This is a genomic window from Streptococcus suis (assembly GCF_016775005.1).
Classification (GTDB): domain Bacteria; phylum Bacillota; class Bacilli; order Lactobacillales; family Streptococcaceae; genus Streptococcus; species Streptococcus suivaginalis.
Map to the genome: position 1 here is coordinate 38595 of NZ_JAEUXI010000001.1, position 18535 is coordinate 57129.

The window sequence follows — 18535 nt, forward strand, 5'->3', positions numbered from 1 at the left end:
CTAGTCTAGCAGATTTTTGGCAAATGGGCAAGATGAACAGGTTTTCATCAATCATTTGTCTTACGTAGTTTTTCAAGTGTTTCCTTAAAAATAGCTGGCGCTTCTGCCGTAAACTCGACTAACTCTCCCGTTCTTGGGTGAGTGAATCCAAGTGTCTGTGCATGGAGAAATTGGCCATGACCTTTAAGTGTTTTCCTTGGGCCATAAGCTTCATCACCTGCAACTGGATGTCCAATATAGGCCATGTGAACACGAATCTGGTGTGTTCGACCAGTTTCCAAGGTCAATTCAACCAAGCTGTAATCTCCAAACCGCTCCAAGACTTGGAAACGAGTGACCGCTTCTTTCCCTTTAGCAGTTACCGCCTGCTTCTTACGGTCTTTTTCCGAACGACCAATCGGCGCCTCAATCATTCCACGATCATTTGGTAGATTACCGTGTACAATGGCCAGATACTTACGGAGGGATTTTTTCTCTTTTAATTCAGCTGCAAGTTTTGTATGTGCTTCATCATTTTTGGCAATCATGAGCAAGCCAGAAGTATCCTTGTCAATCCGATGGACAATGCCTGGTCGCAAAACACCATTGATGCCTGACAAGTCTTTCACATGGTATAAGAGGGCATTGACCAAGGTTCCTGATGTGTGGCCTGCAGATGGGTGAACCACCATACCTTGAGGTTTATTAACCACAGCAACATCCGTATCTTGATAGACAATTTCTAAAGGGATATCTTCAGCTACATAGTCGATTTCTTCCACTTCTGGCACCTGATAGGAAATCACATCTCCAACCTGCACACAATACTTAGCTTTCTTGGCTTGGCCATTGACCAAAACCAGACCAGCCTTAATTTGTTCATTGGCAACTGAACGAGACAAATCTGTCAAATCCGCCAAGGCCTTGTCCAAACGAACACCGCCAATCTCAACTCTTACTTCCATTATTCTCTTCTTTCATGATACAAATTAACAGCAAGCCCACCCCAACAGTCAGGCAAACATCTGCCAGGTTGAACACGGGAAAATTGATAAAATCTAGGTGGAACATATCCACTACATAACCCAAGCGCAAGCGATCAATAAAGTTTCCCAAACCACCTGCTATAATCAAGGATAGACTAAACAAGGTAAACAAACTGCCACGGATTGATTTCGCCAAATACCAAGCCAATCCTGCCATTACAACTAGCGTTACAATCGTAAAAAACCATTGCTGGTTTTGCAGGATTGACCAGGCCGCACCATAGTTGCGCAAGTAAGCCAAGCTCATAAACCCAGGAATAAAATCCACAACCGTATCGAGCTCAATAGTGGTTACTGTCCAAGCCTTAATCCACTGATCAAAGCCAATCAAACCTGCAACCAACACGAGAATCCCTAGCACTCTAGCTAGTATGTTTTTGTTTTGCAAAATAATCCTCCATCAACACCAAGAAATCCTTAGCACACTGACTAAGATCATGGTTTTCTCTCTTCACATAAACCATTCGGTTATCCACTCCGTGTTCCAAAGGAACAACAACGATACCATTCACACTCTCACTATCCAAAAATCCTGAACCAGTTGCATAGGCATCTGTCCGTTCCAAGATTCCGTTTAAGGTAGCACGATCTGTCACATCAAATACAACAGGTGAATCCGAAGTGTCAATAAAATTTTCTGAATAGTAGAGATAGGCTTCTTTTTCCTGAGTAAACCGAACCGTCGGCAAGCCCTTTAAGTCTTCCAATTGGACTACTTCTTTTTGGGCTAAGGGATGCCCTTCTCTTAGATAGACATGGGTCTGAAAATCAATCAAATCAAAAACTTCCAGCTGCAACTTTTCCAATTTTTGCATAATACCTTTGGTATTGCGAGTGTTGAGGTAGATAATCCCCAGTTCACTATACCCCTGAGCCACTTCATCCAAAATCTGAACAGTGGTTGATTCAAAAATCCGAAAATGAGGGTATTGCGGATGTGTTTTTGAAAATTCTGTCATCAAAGGAGGAAGAAAATCATAGTGCTGACTGGAAATGGAAAAGCTCTTCTCTTTTTCTTCAACCTGCAAGTAATAATTTTCAAACTTATCAAATCCCTTGACCAAGTTCTGAGCCTGCTCATAAAACTCCATCCCTCGCTTGGTTAAAACTGTACCAGCACTAGTCCGACTAAAAATCTGAAACCCAAGTTCCTTCTCTAAATCCCGAATAGAAATGGACAAACTCGGTTGGGAGACATAAAGCTTTTCAGCCGCCTCACGAAAAGTCCCGCTGTTGGCAATCGCCACCACATAGCGCAATTGTTGAATATTCATCGACTCGTCCTTTCTTCATTCCATTTTACTATCTTTCTATTATACCAAAAATTTGACTAATCCGTTTACGAATTCTTCTCATGACCTTTTTTAACTTATGGATTTTATCAATAAAGGCATGATCTTTCATAAATGCAATTGTCAAAATGATAAAAGTAAGCGTAATAAAGGAATAAATGACATAGTCAATAAATGTAAACGAATTTCCTCCCCCTTTATCTCCACCAAATTTATCGCCAACAAAATCAACCACCGATAAGACTGTGAAGACTAACAAGAGGTAGTTCATATTCTCTTCTTCCAAGAATTGTTCCTGGGTAATAATGGACTGAGTTGTTTCGTGAATAGCATTTAATTGATTATCCAAGACTTCGCTATATTCAGGGACATAGAGATTTATCTGCAGCATATGGTACAACTCCACCGCTTGTTCTTGCGCACTAATTTCTGGTAGCATATACTGACTCTTGAAAGAAACATAATTCTTTTGAAGACAAACTAACTTCTCACGGTCCATTCTCTCGCATTCCCCTGCTAGACGGGAAAAATACAGAATTCCCAATCGCTGACTCAAGACTATCAAGGAAATTTCAAGATAGTGAGCCTGAAAGTAATCCAACAAATAAAAGATTGGATCTCCAGACCACAAAAAGAGAAAAGAGTGTTGGCTAGCCAAATATAAACCGCCTGTATCTGACCAGCAAGGATACATTGATTTGTTCAGTAATTTCTGTAATAAGGTTCTATTTTGGCAGCTGGCTTCACTTTGATCCACATAAGCAAGTGAGTATAACTGTTTTAAATCAGCATCTCTTAACCACTTCATATTTGCTGTTCTTCGAATCGCTCGCTTTAAGGACGGATGGCAGATATACGAATGTACAAACATACGGTCATCGATAATTGTATCAATGTAAGGATAGCCCCCTTCCATATCGTCAACCTTTTCAGGAAAAATCCTCTCTTCTTTCATTCTAAAAAATGATCCTAATAGGTCGGTTATCGCATCCATCACATGGTAGGACCTACTGTATGCTTTCCTGTGAGGCAACTTTTGCGAAGCTTCTTTAGAAAGAAATTCTAAATTATTTGGAACATCCGACTCAGACTGCAACTGCACAAAATATGGACTAAATATTCGTCTACCAAACTGATTAATCCGTTTAATATCTTGTAAATCCGAATACTGCCAGTTAGAACAAGAAATAATAAGAAAGCCTGCATTGATTGTTGCCATCATACGAACCATAACATAGTCCACCTGTAAATCATAGTAGCTTAGTTCATCTTGTTCAACCGAAATACGATAGATTTTTTCCCCTTTTCCAATTTTTAAACTGTAGTTTCTGACGAATTGCTTGTCCAAATAGGCAATCCTGCGCACCTCCTGATTAAAATACCGTTCATAGGCATAGGCAATGGCCCCATCAATTATTTTCGGTGCTTGAAAGTGATGAACCGATTGACAAAAGGGTAAATCACTTGCATTTGAAGATAGTTCTTTCCAATCTGTGTAGGATATATTTTGAATAATTTGATCTAAGGCTTTGTCCTCCATATTAGCAACAGTAAAGGGCAAAATATAGGTGTGGCAACTAAAGGGAAACATGCAAACCTCCTTGTTCTTTTATGCTTAACTCTATCATAAAAAACATATATATAGATTGCAAGTCTCATTTTACTGTTTACTATAAGAAAAAGTTATAGAATTATAAGCTAGAGACATAGGGTTTGGTTTCCATTCTTAAAACTGTCGGCCCTATACATTTCGAAAGATAACCACTTGAGATAAAAAAACACCAGCAAAATTGCTAGTGGTAAGTGACTATAACTTTTTAATCATGATGAGACAGGGATTCCATTCATCCCATAAGTTTGGAAAAACTTCTAACTTAGCAAATCCACAAGAATGATAAAAAGCAATCGTCTTATCGTATGTTTCATAATGCCCTTGGTCAACCGTTTTTACTTGTAGATAGGCATAAGATTTTCTCGCCTCTCCTTCTAATGCTTGCATCAACGCTTGTCCCAGGCCATTTCGATGATGAGATTTTTTAACACCCATACAGTGAACTTCCCCACAATCGTCAGAGGTGCTCGTTAAGGTTACGAATCCTACTGGCTCATCTTTGTCAAATGCCGCCCATAATGGCAGCAAACTCCCATCTTGAATATATTCTTTAGTGCTTTCAGGTAAGCCAAACCACTCAGGTAAATCTGCCAATACCGTTTTTATAATCTCAGCTTTTTCAACTGAATCCCTTATTGCTATAATCTTCATTATTTTCTCCTTTCGGAGGTTATATTGCCTTAACTTCCTTACTCTTGATTCCTTGTTTTTTGAAATATCTTACTATTACTTTCATTCTATTGTATGGTTATACTACCATCTATTGCTCTTGTCAGTCAACCTATATTCACATGTTCATTTTCAACTGATAACTTTTATAGTTACCAGTACCTGATCATTTCACATCCAATCCTTTGTAAATGAAAAATGGCTCCAATAACAAAAAACAGGCTTTCCGAAATCTCGGAAAGCCTATTCCTTGCTATTTCTAGCTCAACTCTCTCTTTTATTTCAAAGAGAGTTGCTAAAAAGGTTCCCCGAACCTTTTTACTTTGCGATTGGGTAAACAGATACTTGTTTCTTATCGCGACCTTTACGTTCGAAGCGTACAACGCCTTCTACTTTAGCGTAAAGAGTGTCATCTCCACCACGACCTACGTTAGCTCCTGGGTAGATTTTTGTACCACGTTGGCGGTAAAGAATTGAACCACCTGATACAGTTTGGCCGTCAGCAGCTTTCGCACCAAGGCGTTTCGCTTGTGAGTCACGACCGTTTGACGTTGAACCTCCACCTTTTTTGTGGGCCATAAATTGCAAGTTAGCAAGATTCAAGTTTAACATATGTTATTCCTCCGAATTTCTGTAATGATTGCTTCAAGCTACGCCTTAAGCGTTGATAGCGTTGATAACAACTTTTGTGTAAGGTTGACGGTGACCTTGTTTGCGGTGGCTACCTTTTTTAGGTTTGTACTTGAAGGTAACAACTTTTTTCTGTTTACCTTGTTTTTCAACAGTACCAACAACAGTAGCGCCTGCTACAAGTGGAGTACCCACAACAGTTTTCTCACCACCAACAAGAACTACTTCTTCGAAAGTAACTTCTTGACCTGCTTCAACGTTCAATTTTTCAACGTAGATAGCTTGACCGACTTCAACTTTAACTTGTTTGCCGCCAGTTTTAATGATTGCATATGTGCTCATTATGCACCTCCTATGATTTTTGGGCCTTGCCCGAATTTGATGTGAAGACTCGCCTAGTACCGTGGGACGAACCACTTACTCTACTCTCATCGAAAGAACGGCATTCGTGCGGTTGCACAGGAAATGTGCATAGTCAACCCTTGTAATATATCAAAAAACACTCGCTTTTGCAAGTGTTTTGTATCATTTTTTCTTACATTTCAAAAACTTCGCTCTCCTGCTTGTTTGGTAAGAACAGAGAAAGGACGATTCCGATAAGGGCTGGCAATAACCATGCTAATGATTGACCCGCCAATGGCAAAGCTGAAATAACTTTTGAAACAGCTGTCCAACCAAATTGACCAGCCAAAACTTCTACCAATGACAAAGCTGTCACTACTCCCACAGTTAATTGCATACCGTAGGTCGAAAGCGGTACAAATTTGTTCACAATGGTAATCAAGACAATACAGATGGTAATCGGATAGAGAACCAAAAGAACTGGAACTGAGAAAGTGATGATATTGTTCAAACCGAGGTTAGCAATCCCAAAACCAATCAAAGTAAAAATTGTCGCATACACTTTGTAGCTAAAACGTGGAAAACGCTCGGCGAAAAATTCACCTGAAGAAACAATCAAACCAGCCGTCGTCGTGAAACAAGTCACGATAACCATAACAGCCAAGAAAATCTGCGCGCTTGGACCAAAGATAGCTTGTGTTGCTTGCGAAAGAATATAAACACCCTTATTGGTATCCGAAGCCAAAACATCAGCAGGCACTGGGAAATGATTTCCAAGGAAAGCCAAACCAACATATAGTGCTGAAAAAGCCAAGGCTACAACAAAACCAACAGACCAGATGGTTGAGACATACTCCTTCTTGCTGGAGAAACCAAGTTGTTTTAAGGTATTCACTGCTACAACACTAAAGGCAATAGAGGCAAGGGCATCAAGGGTATTGTATCCTTCAATAAATCCTGTACCAAAAGCCTGACCCGCAGAATAAGCCTCAGAAGCTGGTAGTGGACTGGTTGATCCGTATTTCGCAATACCAAGCACAACCAAAATCACAATCAAAATGGCAAAAACAGGGGTTAAAATACGTCCGATACTGTTTAAGATTTGAGACGGATTGAGGGCAATCAGATAAGCTGCCACAAAGTAAAGAGCTGTAAAGCCAAACAACCAGAGACCCAGATTCGCATCGCCCAACAATGGCGCAATACCAATTTCAAAGGACGTTGTTGCTGTACGCGGAATGGCAAAGAAAGGACCAATCGCCAAATACAAGGCAACAAGATAGACCGTTGCAAAGGCTGGAGAAATCTTACGAGAAATCTCATGTACATAACCTTTTGGGTTTAAGGTACCGACAATCAAGGCAATGACGGCAATTCCGACACCCGATACGACAAACCCTAAAATAGCTGGCCAGAAATTTTCACCCGATAAGACCCCCAAAGCCGGTGGAAAAATCAAGTTTCCGGCACCAAAAAACATACCAAACAGGAGTAAACCTGTTAGAGCTCCTTTTTTCATAAATCCTCCTATAATAACTATTACGAGTCTTCATTTTACCATACAAATCTAACTTTAGGAAGAAAAATCTCCGCAATGCGGAGATAGATTCTTACAGTAAATCAGCAATCAAACTATCTACTTCATCCTGTATTTCTTCTTTTGGCGTAATTTCTGTTACGATAATTCCTGCCACAGCTCGTTCCACCAAGCCCTCTACATCCATACGGGCTTCGTACTGCTCGACATTTTTGATTTTAGGGTTTGTTTTTGGACGGTCAGGGGCAAAGATGGTACAGCAATCCTCAAATGGTTGAATAGAAATATCAAAGGTGTCAATCTCTTGAGCAATATCAATGATTTCCAACTTGTCCATGGTAACGACTGGACGGATAACAGGTGTATTGGTCACCGCATTGATAGCCTGCATGGATTCCAAAGTCTGACTTGCCACTTGTCCTAGACTTTCACCGTTGATAATGACCATAGCACCACGCTCTTCCCGTACTCGGTCTGTAATCCGCATCATGAAGCGACGTGTCAAGGTCATCAAATAAGCTTCAGGTGCTTTTTCTTTGATTTCTTCCTGAATTTCTGTAAACGGCACTTCGATAAAGGTGATATTACCACCAAAGGCAGTCAATTTACGAGTCAAATCATGGGCTTTTTTAAGCGCACCTGGGCTAGTATAAGGCGGACTTGCAAAGTGCAGGGCTTCGATTTCAACCCCACGTTTCAGTGCTAAATAGCCCGCAACAGGCGAATCAATACCACCTGATAGCATCAGCGTACCCTTGCCAGATGTACCAACTGGAAGACCGCCCGCTCCCTTGATTTCTTCATAGGAAATATAAGCAGCATCAGGACGAATTTCCACCCGCAGAGTAATATCTGGTGACTTCATTTGCACTTGCACATTTGGAATAGCTGTAAAAACCGCATCTCCAAGGACTTGGTTCAGGTCACGGCTGTCCAGTTCAAAACTGTGGTCACTACGACGTGCCGCAATCTTGAAAGTCATCCCTTCCTTGTAAATAGACTGCATAATCTCCACAACCGCCTCTTTCAAGGCTGGAACAGACTTTTCAATCTTATAAGACGGTGCGAAATTTTGGATCCCAAAAATCTTCTTCAAAGAAGCTGAAACTTCCTGATAATCTGCCCCATTCAAATAGACATGACCACGGTCACGGTCAAAATAAACCGTCACTTCTGGGTAAACAGAAAGGACATGCTTGATATTATTGCGGAGTTTGTTGACAAACCGCATCTTGTTTTTCCCTTTAGTTGACAATTCGCCATAGCGAATCATAATTTCTGAATAGTTCAAAATATTTCCCTCTTTCCTATCATCTAGTATAAACGGCCTAACAGCCTCTCTTATAAACCATACTCCTTTAATGCATCTTTCCAGAGTACCTCACGATTTATATCAATTAATTTTTTGACTAGTGGATACAGTTTATCGTTATTGATTGGATGTTCTGAAATAAGATGCACAAACATAAGGGAATCTGTAAAACTCAATGTTTTTTGTTCTCCATCTGCTACTCTACAGCAACCATACCCATCAAACGAGATACGAACCAGATAAATCTCTCCAAATCGATTTTTACAAAAATCAAGAAAGACTCTAGCATCAAGATAATTCAAATAGTAGTCTGCTACTCGACTAGTTCCAGTTCCCTTATCTGAAAATCCTAAAAATCGACGAAACCCTAATTCCGAATCATCATACAGATAAGTATTTTCACTTTTCACAAAATCCAAGACCTCTCGATTCAAGTCTTTCCAAGATTTCACAGTTCTTACCTTACTTTCTGTGTATTTTGATAAATTTGTTTGAAAATCGTCAGGAATTGTTCGATTTGCCCCATATCGTTGTCATCATCCAAGCTGATACGGACGGCAGTTTGAGCCAACTTCTGCGGAACACCCATAGCAATCAGTGTTCCAGCTGGTTTTCCAGCCTTGGACGAGCAGGCTGAGGTTGTCGAAATGTAAATCTGGTGTTCTTCAAAGGCATGGACAATGACCTCGCCTCGGATGTTCTTAATCCCAAACGTCACAATGCTTGGCACAAAGTCCTCTAGCCCAGAAAAGACTGTCACATCGGCATATTTGCCCAATTCATCCACCAAGATTTGCTTCATAGCTGCCAGTCGCTTCTGGCTATCTACCGCCTTGTCCAAGGTCAAGCGTAGCGCCTTAGCCGTTGCTGCAATACCAGCCACATTTTCCGTAGTTGAGCGTTTGTCGCTTTCCTGTCCTCCTCCTGTCAATAGCGGAGCGATTTTCTTACCAGCTTTGACATAGACGAAACCTACTCCTCTGACAGAGTGGAATTTGTGACCTGAAAAACTGGCAAAATCAACTCGGTCTGTCAGATACCCTTCCGTTGGCACCTTGCCGATAGCCTGAACAGCATCCACATGGAAGGAAATGGTTGGCTTATCAGCTAACAGTTGAGATATTTCCTGAATGGGCTGAATAGCACCAATTTCATTGTTGACGGCCATGATAGAAACCAGTGTGGTATCTGGACGAATCAAGCTTTCTAAGGCTGAAACATCCACAAAACCTTGGGCATTGACCGGAGCCAAATCCACCTCAAAACCTTGCGTTTTGAGCCAAAGTGCTGACTCTTTTACCGCTGGATGCTCAATAGCTGACACGATGATGTGCTTGCCCAGATGTGCCTTTTCAAATGCCACTCCCTTGATGACCCAGTTGTCACCTTCCGTACCACCTGAGGTGAAAAAGATTTCTTTGCTATCCTGGCCAAGCAATTCTGCGATTTGCTTGCGAGATGCTTCCAAAATACGGGTTGCCTGACTGCCGAGACTATGGAGGCTAGAGGGATTTCCCCAGATTTTTGTCGCCACTTCCGTATAGGTCTTGAGAACTTCTGGATAGACCGGAGTCGTGGCTGCATTGTCAAAATAAATCATTTTTTCATTCCTTTGCTTGCAATAGTCCTATTTTATCATGTTTCACATCTTGTTTCCACTCTTTAAGATATTTTTAACTCTGACAACCTATACTGAAAAAAGGAGGATTGACCATGAAGGAAACCTACTCTCGTAAACACGATGTTGAACTAAAAAGAATGACTAAAACTGCAAGACATCACTTGTCGACCTTTCAGAAAATCATTGCAACCATCGCATCCATGCTAGGCATTATCACTGCAACTATTACCATCTATACCTTTACAGCCAGCACAAATAGTCAGGCGCAAACAAATACAAGCTCTACAACTCTTATCATTTACAAAGAATCCGAAACAATGACTGCTAATGTGACTGACCAATCTAGTTCTTCTAGTGACGGAACCACTACTCTCCCATCCTCCACTAGCTCTACCTCTTCACAAAGCACTACTAGCTCCGCCGATACAGCCTCATTAACCATCCCTTCTTCGAGCGATACAGCAACCAGTTCCGACCCTAGTCAACTTATTAGTGAAACGTCAACAGAGTCTGAATCAACTGGTTCGACTTCCGATCAGTAGCATAAAAAACTTGATAGGCGATTTTGGATTTGATATACTAAATCCAGGAGGTGCTGTATGAAATACTTTATCCTTAGAATACCTATTTTAGTTTGGTTATTGCTGTTTTCATTTATTGAAATCTTCCTGTTAGCATCATTGTTACCAGCACCGTTTAACACTAATTCACTTCTTCCAATAGTTATCTTAGCCAGCTGTGCCGTAAGAGTTTCCAATGAAGTCAAAGAGAGAGATGGACAATACACGCCATTCAAACATCTATGGTGGGCGGTACTTGCTTGGATTATCTTGGGTATCCTTTTCGGATTGACTGTCCAGGCACCCCTTTCAAAACACCTTGTCTTCATCATCAAAGCAATTTTAGGTGGAATAGGCTATCGCCTAATTGAACACTATGCAGTCTATCGTTATCATTATCTACAGACGAAAAAGAAAGGTTAGCCCTTTCTTTTTTTACTTTCTATAATCTATTTCTCAACGCTTCCATATCTTCCTGGCTAGTTGACCAGCTGGTCGCAAAACGAATGACGGTGTGATCTTGGTCGTATTTTTCCCAGAAACCATAAGCAATACCAGCCTCTGATAATCGTTTTAATTCATCGTTTTTTACGATGACAAATTGCTGATTGGTTGGCGATTTGAGATAGAAGGGATAACCTTTTTCTTGCAAAATCTCCTTGAGCTGCTCTGCCATTGTGATCGCATGACGGCCTATTTCCAGATACAAGTCATCTGAAAATAGACGGTCAAACTGCACACCATTCAAACGCCCCTTAGCTAACAAGGCTCCATGTTGCTTGACGATACTGGTGAAATGCTTGGGTTGATTGTTTTTAGTAAAGACCAAGGCCTCTCCCATCAAGGCCCCCATCTTGGTACCTCCAATGTAAAAAACATCTGTCAGCTCTGCTATTGCCTGCAAATCAAGATCTGACTCTGGAGATGCCAAACCATAGCCCAGACGAGCTCCATCTAAGAAAAGAGGAATTTGGTAGTGGCGACAAACCTGTGCTATGGCGGTCAGTTCCGCTTTTGAATAAAGCGTACCGTACTCAGTCGGATGAGAGAGATAAACCATGCCAGGATGAACCATGTGTTCATGATTGGCATCTGCATAAAAATCTGCCAAGTGCTGTTCGATGTCCGCTGCAAAAATCTTTCCATGTTGATGTGGAATAGTCAAGACCTTGTGGCCCGAAAACTCAATTGCCCCTGCTTCATGGGTAGAAATATGTCCCGTGTCCGCAGCAATCACACCCTCATAGGAAGCCAGCATAGAATTAATCGCAATTTGATTGGTTTGGGTTCCGCCCGATAAGAAAGTGATTTGAGCATGAGGACACTTGATTACACGTCGAATCTTCTCAATAGCTGATTGAGTATAAGGATCCGTTCCATAGCCTGACACCCCTTCTTGGTTTGTTTCCACCAAAGCCTGCAATAGCGCTGGGTGAACACCTTTGTTATAGTCATTTTCAAAATGTAGCATGGTTGGCCTCCAACACCAAAAGAATATAGAAAAAGCCTGCACACCAGGCTTCTTCTACTATTTAGTCCACCCTGAGGGAATCGAACCCCCATCTCAAGAACCGGAATCTTACGTGATATCCATTACACTAAGGGTGGAAAGGAAAAACTTGCACGAGGCAAGTTTTTAAGTGAATTACAATTCAATGTCGCCGAAAAGGTCAGCCATTGAGAATCCAGATTGAGTTTCTGGCAATTCGTAATCACGTTTTTCTTCACGTTTTTGACGACGTGGACGTGGAGCACGTTTTTCTGCTTTTTCTTCGCCTTCAACTGCTGCTGGACGCTCTTCCAAAGCTTTGATAGAAAGTGATACACGCTCATCAGCTGCGTTCACTTCAAGAACTTTAACAGTTACTTCTTGACCAACTGACAAAGCATCTTTGGGATTTTCAACACGTTTGTGTGAAATTTGTGAAATGTGTACCAAACCATCGATACCTGGCAATACTTCAACAAAAGCACCGAAGTCAGTCAAACGTTTTACTTTACCTTCGATCACATCGCCAGCTGCCAATTTTTGCTCAACGCCGTCCCATGGGCCAGGCTGTGTAGCTTTCAATGACAATGATACGCGTCCTTCTTCTTCATCGATAGCAAGAACTTTAACTTCAACTTCTTCACCAACTGTTACAGCTGATTTAGGAGATACGTTACGCTCATGTGACAATTCAGTCAAGTGAACCAAACCATCCACACCACCAAGATCGATGAAAGCACCGAAGCTAGTGATACGTGCAACTGTACCAGTTACAACTTCACCAACTGACAATTTACCAAATACTTCTGCACGTGCAGCTGCCGCAGTTTCTTCAACTACATCACGACGTGACAAGATGAAGCGGTTTTCAGCTGGATCAACTTCTTTGATTTTAGCATCAAATTCTTGACCAACAAAACGCTCAGTGTTACGAGTGAAACGGCTGTCAATCATTGAAGCTGGGATGAAACCACGAAGACCTTCAAATTCAACAGCAAGACCGCCTTTAACCGCACGAGTTACTTTAACTGGTACGACTTCACCTTCACGGCCAACCAATTTGTCCCAAGCCTTGCGTGCTTCAAGACGTTTCTTAGAAACAAGGTAAGTTACTGTATCAGTATCTTTACCTACTACTTGACGAAGCACCAACAATTCAAGTGTTTCACCAACTTTAACGAGTTCGTTGATATCAGCATCACGGTCGTTAGTCAACTCACGAAGAGTCAATACGCCCTCAACACCAGTACCTGAGATAGCTACGTTTGCTTGAGTTGCATCAACTGTCAACACTTCAGCAGTTACCACATCACCAGGTGCTACTTCATTCACACTGTTCAACAAATCTTCAAATTCGTTCATTATAAAAAAACCTCCGACAATCAGGCCTCTCGACCCAACATAAAATATATTTTATTTAAGGCACACGCAAGGACAAACAACAATATGACATCTTTGACGAACTAGAGTTTCCTCTAGTACCTTGACTGGGGTAGCTGGATTCGAACCAACGAATGAGGGAGTCAAAGTCCCTTGCCTTACCGCTTGGCGATACCCCAAAAAGAGATACATTTCATTTATTTACTAATCACAAGAAATTGAACTCGAGATTAATTTCTTAGGAAGATAGATAGCCTTCCTTGAGTGTACACACTCAGCGTCAGTTTCCTAATTTTCTACAGAGATTTCTGGTAAACCAGAGCATCTCTCGTATCTTAAATGAACTCGGTCTAAACGCTGCGTAAAAAAGATAAGTTGCCTAGCAAATCAGAATTTGCTGTCAACTTCCTATTTTTACTGTGCGTTTGACGCTCTTAGTATCTTAGTTGAACACGGACTAAAATCCTAGTGAAAAAGATAAACTTCTTTGTGTGTTTAGCACACAACGTCAGTTTCCTATTTTCATACGGATTTCTTAACGTCCTTTGTATCCTGTTCAATGGAAAGAGAGGGATTCGAACCCCCGAACCCGAAGGAGCGGATTTACAGTCCGCCGCGTTTAGCCTCTTCGCTATCTTTCCTTTGCACCAACAGCCTTTATTCTACCATAAAAAAGCAACGATTACAAGGGCTTAGTTGCTTAAATTATAATTTTCGATGACATTTCCGACTGCTTTTTCCAATTTTTTATAAAAACTTTCCGTATTTCCGTTTTTTACCACTGCAAATTGGTTTACTTCCAGTTCTGCAATCTCACCAATCACCTTTTTTCCGATTGTTAGTTGATAACCAGGAAACATTTGTCCGTTTACTGATACCTTGCTATCTTCGATTTGGATTTCAATTTTCTTATCTTTTTTAGCCATAATTCCCTCCTATTTTGTCAAACCACTCCTCCCATTTTACAAAAAAAGGCAACAGCTTGCAAGCCCAAGCTGTTGCGAACGAGAAATTGTTCTTATTTCAAAATTTGAATTTCACCATTTACACCATTTTTAGGTATGTTACCACTCCCATCACTCTGGCCTTGTGAACTCATTTTATCGAATACAATCAGAATAGTTTTCAAAAATAATTTGATATCAAGTAACAAGGTATATCTTTTTACATAGAGTAAATCAAACTTTAACTTACTCTCAAAATCTGAAGTGTATTTCCCATATACTTGGGCATAACCTGTAATTCCAGCCCGGACATTATGACGCAATGAGTAAAAGGGATTGATTTCTGTAAATTCTTTGACAAAATTTGGTCTTTCTGGCCTTGGTCCTACCAGCGACATTTCTCCTTTTAAAACGTTAATCAGCTGCGGAATTTCATCAATCCGAGTTGCACGGATAAATTTCCCAACCTTGGTTATCCGACTATCGTTTTTCTGAGCTAAAACCGGACCTGTTTTTGCTTCGGCATCTGAGACCATTGAGCGAAATTTTAGAATCCAAAAGACTTTGTTCCCCAAAGTAACCCGTTCTTGACGATAAAAGGCTGGTCCCTTACTCTCTAGCTTAATTGCAATCACAGTTGCTAACAAGACAGGTGACAAGAGTAACAGCATGCATAGTGAAACAAGAATATCCATTATTCGCTTCACAGCATATTGTTCCCGTGTGAGATAATAAGGTGAAACCTGAATAATGCTTTCATCTGATATATTGAGCAAATGGGCATTTAATGAAATTGAATTCTCAATTGTTGATGCCAGATAGATGGTTTTATCCTTGCGAATCAAGTAATTATACAATTCTTGGGAGACTCCAGCATCCATTACTCCTGCAATGTAGATAACATCGATTTCTTCAATGATATTTTTCAAATTATTAAAATAATTCCCAATCACTAGATGTGTTATCTGATGAAGAGGTTGGACAGAATAGTCAAAATTATCCAAGGCCGAAAAAACAGCCTTGGGTCTTCCGATAATCAAGACCCTTTTCGGTGAAGCAATTTTGGTAAAATAGGCAAAAATCCCAAGATGGATGACCAGAGCGATGCTGGTACCAATGATAAAGTAGTAAATAATAAAATCTAAATCGAAAAAGAAATGATCAATATAGATAGTACATATAATGCATAAAATAAATGAAAATAGTAACTGTACAATGAATGTATTAAAAATAATATTGGATCGTGTTTGATTATAGTAAATATTGGTATCAAAAATATTATTAATAAAAACGTATGTCACAATTAACCATGGTATAACTGGTAAAAATTCCTCCATTCCATGAGTCGACAAGCTCAAGGTATGTTCAGGATTTAAAGCAATGTAGACACCAACAAGCATCAGCATTGCTTCTATAATAAATATTATATTGGACCAGAAGCTATTTTTTTCAATCATAGTCCCCCCTTTTTTCAACTACTAACTGAAAATAATACAGTGTATATAGGTCTAGCATAGACAGCCCAAATTTTACGGTAAATGCATGGGCCTCTTACCTAGAGAAGTTTCTTGCTCCCTGTAGCATATAGTATATGTTCTTAAACAGTGATATTTCTGGTAGCATCATTTTTCGTTTTCGAATGGCAAATTGAAGAATCAACAGCCAGTACCATCTCCTTGTCATTCTTTTGTAAATAGCTCCCCGTTTCTGGCAATTTTCCGGTGTGTTGGAACGGTCCCAATGGGATTCCCTGTCCCTTAGGCTGGCTATCTTTTCTGGATAACTGTATAGTTTTAACCCCTTGCCAAGGGCATCAAACAGTAAAATGGTTTCTTCTCCTGAACCATATTGGGCCCCGATCCCAAAACGTTCATCAAAAGATAAACCAACTTGTGTAAAGCTTGATTTTTTAAAAGAAATCTGAACAGATGATACACGCATGGCATCTAAGTAGGAAAGCCTTCCGTTTGAAAGCCTGGGTCTACTTATGGCATGGTTTTCAAAATCAACATAAAAAATAATAATATCGGCATCAGGGAATTCTTTATAGGCACGTGAGACGATTTCTTGGTAATTGTCTACAAAGACCAAATCATCATCGGCAACTTGGCAAATTGCATCATTCTCCGCATAAGACAGGGCCTCATTTCGACTAACACTTAAGCCTAGACCTTGACTGTAAACAATCTTAGCTTTCTCCCTTTGCTCAAGGACCGTTTCCTTTCTTTCAGCTCGTGTTTGATGAATTACAATTGAATCAACTGTAGAAAGATTCATTTCATCAATAAGCTGATCGACATTTTCATGATCCAATGTCGCAACAAGTACAACCATGAGTTCTCCTTATACTCTTCTCTTTATCGCATGAAAGGCGTAACCCAAAAAAGGTAAAACGGTCTGCCCAAACGTCAAACCTTCAACATTTCGAAAGAGGTTCCAAGTTCGCTTGATAGCTGCAAATTTATTTGCAGATAGTGACGCGGGCGTTCTTCTATACAACGAGAGCACTTCATCGATGCTATAAGCATGTCCTGTCACTTTTAAAATTTTCCACCAGGTTGCAGTATCTTGCCCTTTTCTGACATTAGGCATTTCAATTTGTGATTTGGTCAATTGCTCCAAATCCAGCATAACAGTTGAAGTCCAAATGGTATGATTTCTCAAAGCCTCTTGATAGGAAATTTTACTGGGAACATGAACAGGCGATTTGATTGGTCGGCCATTTTCATCTGCAAATTGGTAGGAGGAAAATGTAAATGCATGCCCCTGTTGTAACATAAAATCCACTTGCTTGGCCAATTTATTGGGCAACCAAAGGTCATCAGCATCTAAAAAACTTATAAAACGCCCACGCGCAGCTGCCACTCCTGCATTTCTTGCTACTGCAACACCTGCATTAACCTTATTTTGCAAAAAACGAATGCGACTGTCAGTTTCTATCATTGCCTGTACAAGTAAAACAGAATCGTCACTTGATCGATCATCCACTACAATCACTTCGAAAGCCGGATAGGTTTGAGCAAGAACAGAATGTAACGTTTCTTGAATAAATTTCTCTGCATTGTACATGGGGATAATCACACTGACAAGCGGTATATCTTTTATTTGGGTCATTCTAAATCCTTCATAGAGTATTATTTGAAAAATAGACAAGTATGTAGTAAGATAAAGTTCAAATACAAACAGAAAGAAGATTCCATGAATCCATTAATTTCCGTAGTAATTCCAAACTACAACAGGGGACATCTGATTGAGCAGGTTATCAACAGTATCCAGCGGCAAACTTATTCTCCAATTGAAATCATTATTGTCGATGATTGCTCGACAGATCATTCGATTGACACCATTCAAAATTTGCAAAAGAACTTCGATAGTATCCAACTCATTACATTGAAAAAAAACAGTGGAGCCAACACCTGTCGCAATATCGGCGTTAGCCATTCAAAAGGTGAATACATTGCCTTTCTCGATTCCGACGACTTCTTTCTTCCTACAAAACTTGAAAAACAGATAAAAATCTTGCAAAATCAAGAAGACATTGGTTTTGTAGTGACTGGTTTTGGATCCAAAGTCATTCATATTCTCCCTGAGGGAATCATACCCCTACAAGAAACCATTAAACAAAATAACTTGGGTGGTTTTTCAACTTTGTTGGTTCGAAAAACACTTTTCCTTCAAGTTGGAGGCCTAGATCAGGAACTGTTGAGCTGTCAAGACTGGGACCTTTACCTGAAATTACTTCAAGTAAGTAAGGGTTACAAAATCGCCGAAGACCTTGTTATCTATGAAGTCCAGGAAGACAGTATCTCAAAAAATCCAAACAAGGTCATTCAAGGCTATACAATTGTCTCACAAAGGGCAAAGATACTAAATGACAAACTAAAATTGATCCCATCTAAAGAACTGACAGCGTTTCAAGAATACTATCTTGCCATGCGTTATTTCAAGTTAGGTGATTTCAAACAAACTCGACTTCACCTTAAGCAATCTATTGCCATCAAGCCTAGACCAGTCCCAATTTTATATTGGGTGATTTCACTTTTTGGACATTCAGCTCTCGCAACTTTACTTTCTGTAAAAAATACTGTCGCAAAATAGAAAATCATTACTAATTATCACTAC

At 40.2% G+C, this 18535-nt stretch carries 20 protein-coding genes, 3 tRNA genes and 1 other annotated feature; of the genes, 3 read left to right on the forward strand and 20 right to left on the reverse strand.

Annotated elements, in window-relative coordinates:
- Nucleotides 1-47 precede the first annotated feature (47 nt).
- The 11 genes from JNG37_RS00185 to JNG37_RS00235 all read right to left on the reverse strand — a co-directional run bounded on the left by JNG37_RS00185 (nucleotide 48) and on the right by JNG37_RS00235 (nucleotide 10019).
- Nucleotides 48-944, reverse strand: a complete 897-nt coding sequence (locus JNG37_RS00185) for an RluA family pseudouridine synthase (RefSeq protein ID WP_158454774.1) — start codon at nucleotides 942-944, stop codon at nucleotides 48-50.
- Nucleotides 928-1413, reverse strand: a complete 486-nt coding sequence (lspA, locus tag JNG37_RS00190; protein ID WP_238336202.1) for a signal peptidase II — start codon at nucleotides 1411-1413, stop codon at nucleotides 928-930. The genes JNG37_RS00185 and lspA overlap by 17 nt, the downstream gene beginning before the upstream one ends.
- Nucleotides 1388-2299, reverse strand: a complete 912-nt coding sequence (locus JNG37_RS00195) for a LysR family transcriptional regulator (RefSeq protein ID WP_158454772.1) — start codon at nucleotides 2297-2299, stop codon at nucleotides 1388-1390. The genes lspA and JNG37_RS00195 overlap by 26 nt, the downstream gene beginning before the upstream one ends.
- Nucleotides 2300-2327: 28 nt before the next feature.
- Nucleotides 2328-3908: a hypothetical protein gene (locus JNG37_RS00200; protein ID WP_158454770.1), complete on the reverse strand. Its 1581-nt coding sequence runs from the start codon at nucleotides 3906-3908 to the stop codon at nucleotides 2328-2330.
- A gap of 216 nt (nucleotides 3909-4124) precedes the next feature.
- A complete protein-coding gene (locus JNG37_RS00205; protein ID WP_158454768.1) occupies nucleotides 4125-4580 on the reverse strand; it encodes a GNAT family N-acetyltransferase in 456 nt (151 codons plus the stop codon).
- 336 nt (nucleotides 4581-4916) lie between these two features.
- The gene (gene rpmA, locus JNG37_RS00210) at nucleotides 4917-5210 is read right to left on the reverse strand and encodes a 50S ribosomal protein L27 (RefSeq protein ID WP_009909754.1); all 294 of its coding nucleotides are present in this window, start codon (nucleotides 5208-5210) and stop codon (nucleotides 4917-4919) included.
- Nucleotides 5211-5255: 45 nt separating this feature from the next.
- Nucleotides 5256-5570 carry a 50S ribosomal protein L21 gene (gene rplU, locus JNG37_RS00215; protein ID WP_002941330.1) on the reverse strand — a complete coding sequence of 105 codons (315 nt, stop codon included), beginning with the start codon at nucleotides 5568-5570 and terminating at the stop codon, nucleotides 5256-5258.
- 35 nt (nucleotides 5571-5605) lie between these two features.
- Nucleotides 5606-5694 (reverse strand) — a sequence feature (ribosomal protein L21 leader region).
- Between the two features lie 69 nt (nucleotides 5695-5763).
- The gene (brnQ, locus tag JNG37_RS00220) at nucleotides 5764-7089 is read right to left on the reverse strand and encodes a branched-chain amino acid transport system II carrier protein (protein ID WP_158454766.1); all 1326 of its coding nucleotides are present in this window, start codon (nucleotides 7087-7089) and stop codon (nucleotides 5764-5766) included.
- A 91-nt stretch (nucleotides 7090-7180) separates the two neighbouring features.
- Nucleotides 7181-8398, reverse strand: coding sequence for a tRNA uracil 4-sulfurtransferase ThiI (thiI, locus tag JNG37_RS00225; protein ID WP_158454764.1), 1218 nt, complete (start codon nucleotides 8396-8398; stop codon nucleotides 7181-7183).
- A gap of 50 nt (nucleotides 8399-8448) precedes the next feature.
- Nucleotides 8449-8871: a hypothetical protein gene (locus JNG37_RS00230; protein WP_105115998.1), complete on the reverse strand. Its 423-nt coding sequence runs from the start codon at nucleotides 8869-8871 to the stop codon at nucleotides 8449-8451.
- Between the two features lie 5 nt (nucleotides 8872-8876).
- On the reverse strand, nucleotides 8877-10019 hold the full coding sequence (locus tag JNG37_RS00235; protein WP_158454762.1) for a cysteine desulfurase family protein: 1143 nt from the start codon (nucleotides 10017-10019) through the stop codon (nucleotides 8877-8879).
- Between the two features lie 113 nt (nucleotides 10020-10132).
- Between JNG37_RS00235 and JNG37_RS00240 the strand changes: the two genes are divergently transcribed.
- Nucleotides 10133-10582, forward strand: coding sequence for a DUF6556 family protein (locus JNG37_RS00240; RefSeq protein WP_158454760.1), 450 nt, complete (start codon nucleotides 10133-10135; stop codon nucleotides 10580-10582).
- Nucleotides 10583-10639: 57 nt separating this feature from the next.
- Nucleotides 10640-11023: a hypothetical protein gene (locus JNG37_RS00245; protein WP_158454758.1), complete on the forward strand. Its 384-nt coding sequence runs from the start codon at nucleotides 10640-10642 to the stop codon at nucleotides 11021-11023.
- A gap of 19 nt (nucleotides 11024-11042) precedes the next feature.
- On the opposite strand, the gene JNG37_RS00250 is transcribed toward JNG37_RS00245, so the two are convergent.
- From JNG37_RS00250 to JNG37_RS00290, 9 genes are all read right to left on the reverse strand, one after another.
- Complete coding sequence (locus JNG37_RS00250; protein ID WP_158454756.1) at nucleotides 11043-12071, reverse strand: threonine aldolase family protein; 1029 nt, start codon at nucleotides 12069-12071, stop codon at nucleotides 11043-11045.
- Between the two features lie 65 nt (nucleotides 12072-12136).
- A tRNA-Arg gene (locus JNG37_RS00255) sits at nucleotides 12137-12208 on the reverse strand.
- Nucleotides 12209-12245: 37 nt separating this feature from the next.
- Nucleotides 12246-13451: a 30S ribosomal protein S1 gene (gene rpsA, locus JNG37_RS00260; RefSeq protein ID WP_158454754.1), complete on the reverse strand. Its 1206-nt coding sequence runs from the start codon at nucleotides 13449-13451 to the stop codon at nucleotides 12246-12248.
- 125 nt (nucleotides 13452-13576) lie between these two features.
- Nucleotides 13577-13648: transfer RNA gene (locus JNG37_RS00265), tRNA-Gln, on the reverse strand.
- A 381-nt stretch (nucleotides 13649-14029) separates the two neighbouring features.
- Nucleotides 14030-14110: transfer RNA gene (locus JNG37_RS00270), tRNA-Tyr, on the reverse strand.
- Between the two features lie 51 nt (nucleotides 14111-14161).
- Nucleotides 14162-14395 carry a DUF2969 domain-containing protein gene (locus JNG37_RS00275; protein WP_158454752.1) on the reverse strand — a complete coding sequence of 78 codons (234 nt, stop codon included), beginning with the start codon at nucleotides 14393-14395 and terminating at the stop codon, nucleotides 14162-14164.
- Nucleotides 14396-14487: 92 nt separating this feature from the next.
- The gene (locus tag JNG37_RS00280; protein WP_158454750.1) at nucleotides 14488-15870 is read right to left on the reverse strand and encodes a sugar transferase; all 1383 of its coding nucleotides are present in this window, start codon (nucleotides 15868-15870) and stop codon (nucleotides 14488-14490) included.
- Between the two features lie 94 nt (nucleotides 15871-15964).
- Nucleotides 15965-16747, reverse strand: a complete 783-nt coding sequence (locus tag JNG37_RS00285; protein WP_158454748.1) for a glycosyltransferase family A protein — start codon at nucleotides 16745-16747, stop codon at nucleotides 15965-15967.
- Between the two features lie 9 nt (nucleotides 16748-16756).
- Complete coding sequence (locus JNG37_RS00290) at nucleotides 16757-17527, reverse strand: glycosyltransferase family 2 protein (RefSeq protein ID WP_158454746.1); 771 nt, start codon at nucleotides 17525-17527, stop codon at nucleotides 16757-16759.
- A gap of 84 nt (nucleotides 17528-17611) precedes the next feature.
- Between JNG37_RS00290 and JNG37_RS00295 the strand changes: the two genes are divergently transcribed.
- The gene (locus JNG37_RS00295; protein WP_158454744.1) at nucleotides 17612-18511 is read left to right on the forward strand and encodes a glycosyltransferase family 2 protein; all 900 of its coding nucleotides are present in this window, start codon (nucleotides 17612-17614) and stop codon (nucleotides 18509-18511) included.
- The last annotated feature ends 24 nt before the right edge of the window (nucleotides 18512-18535 follow it).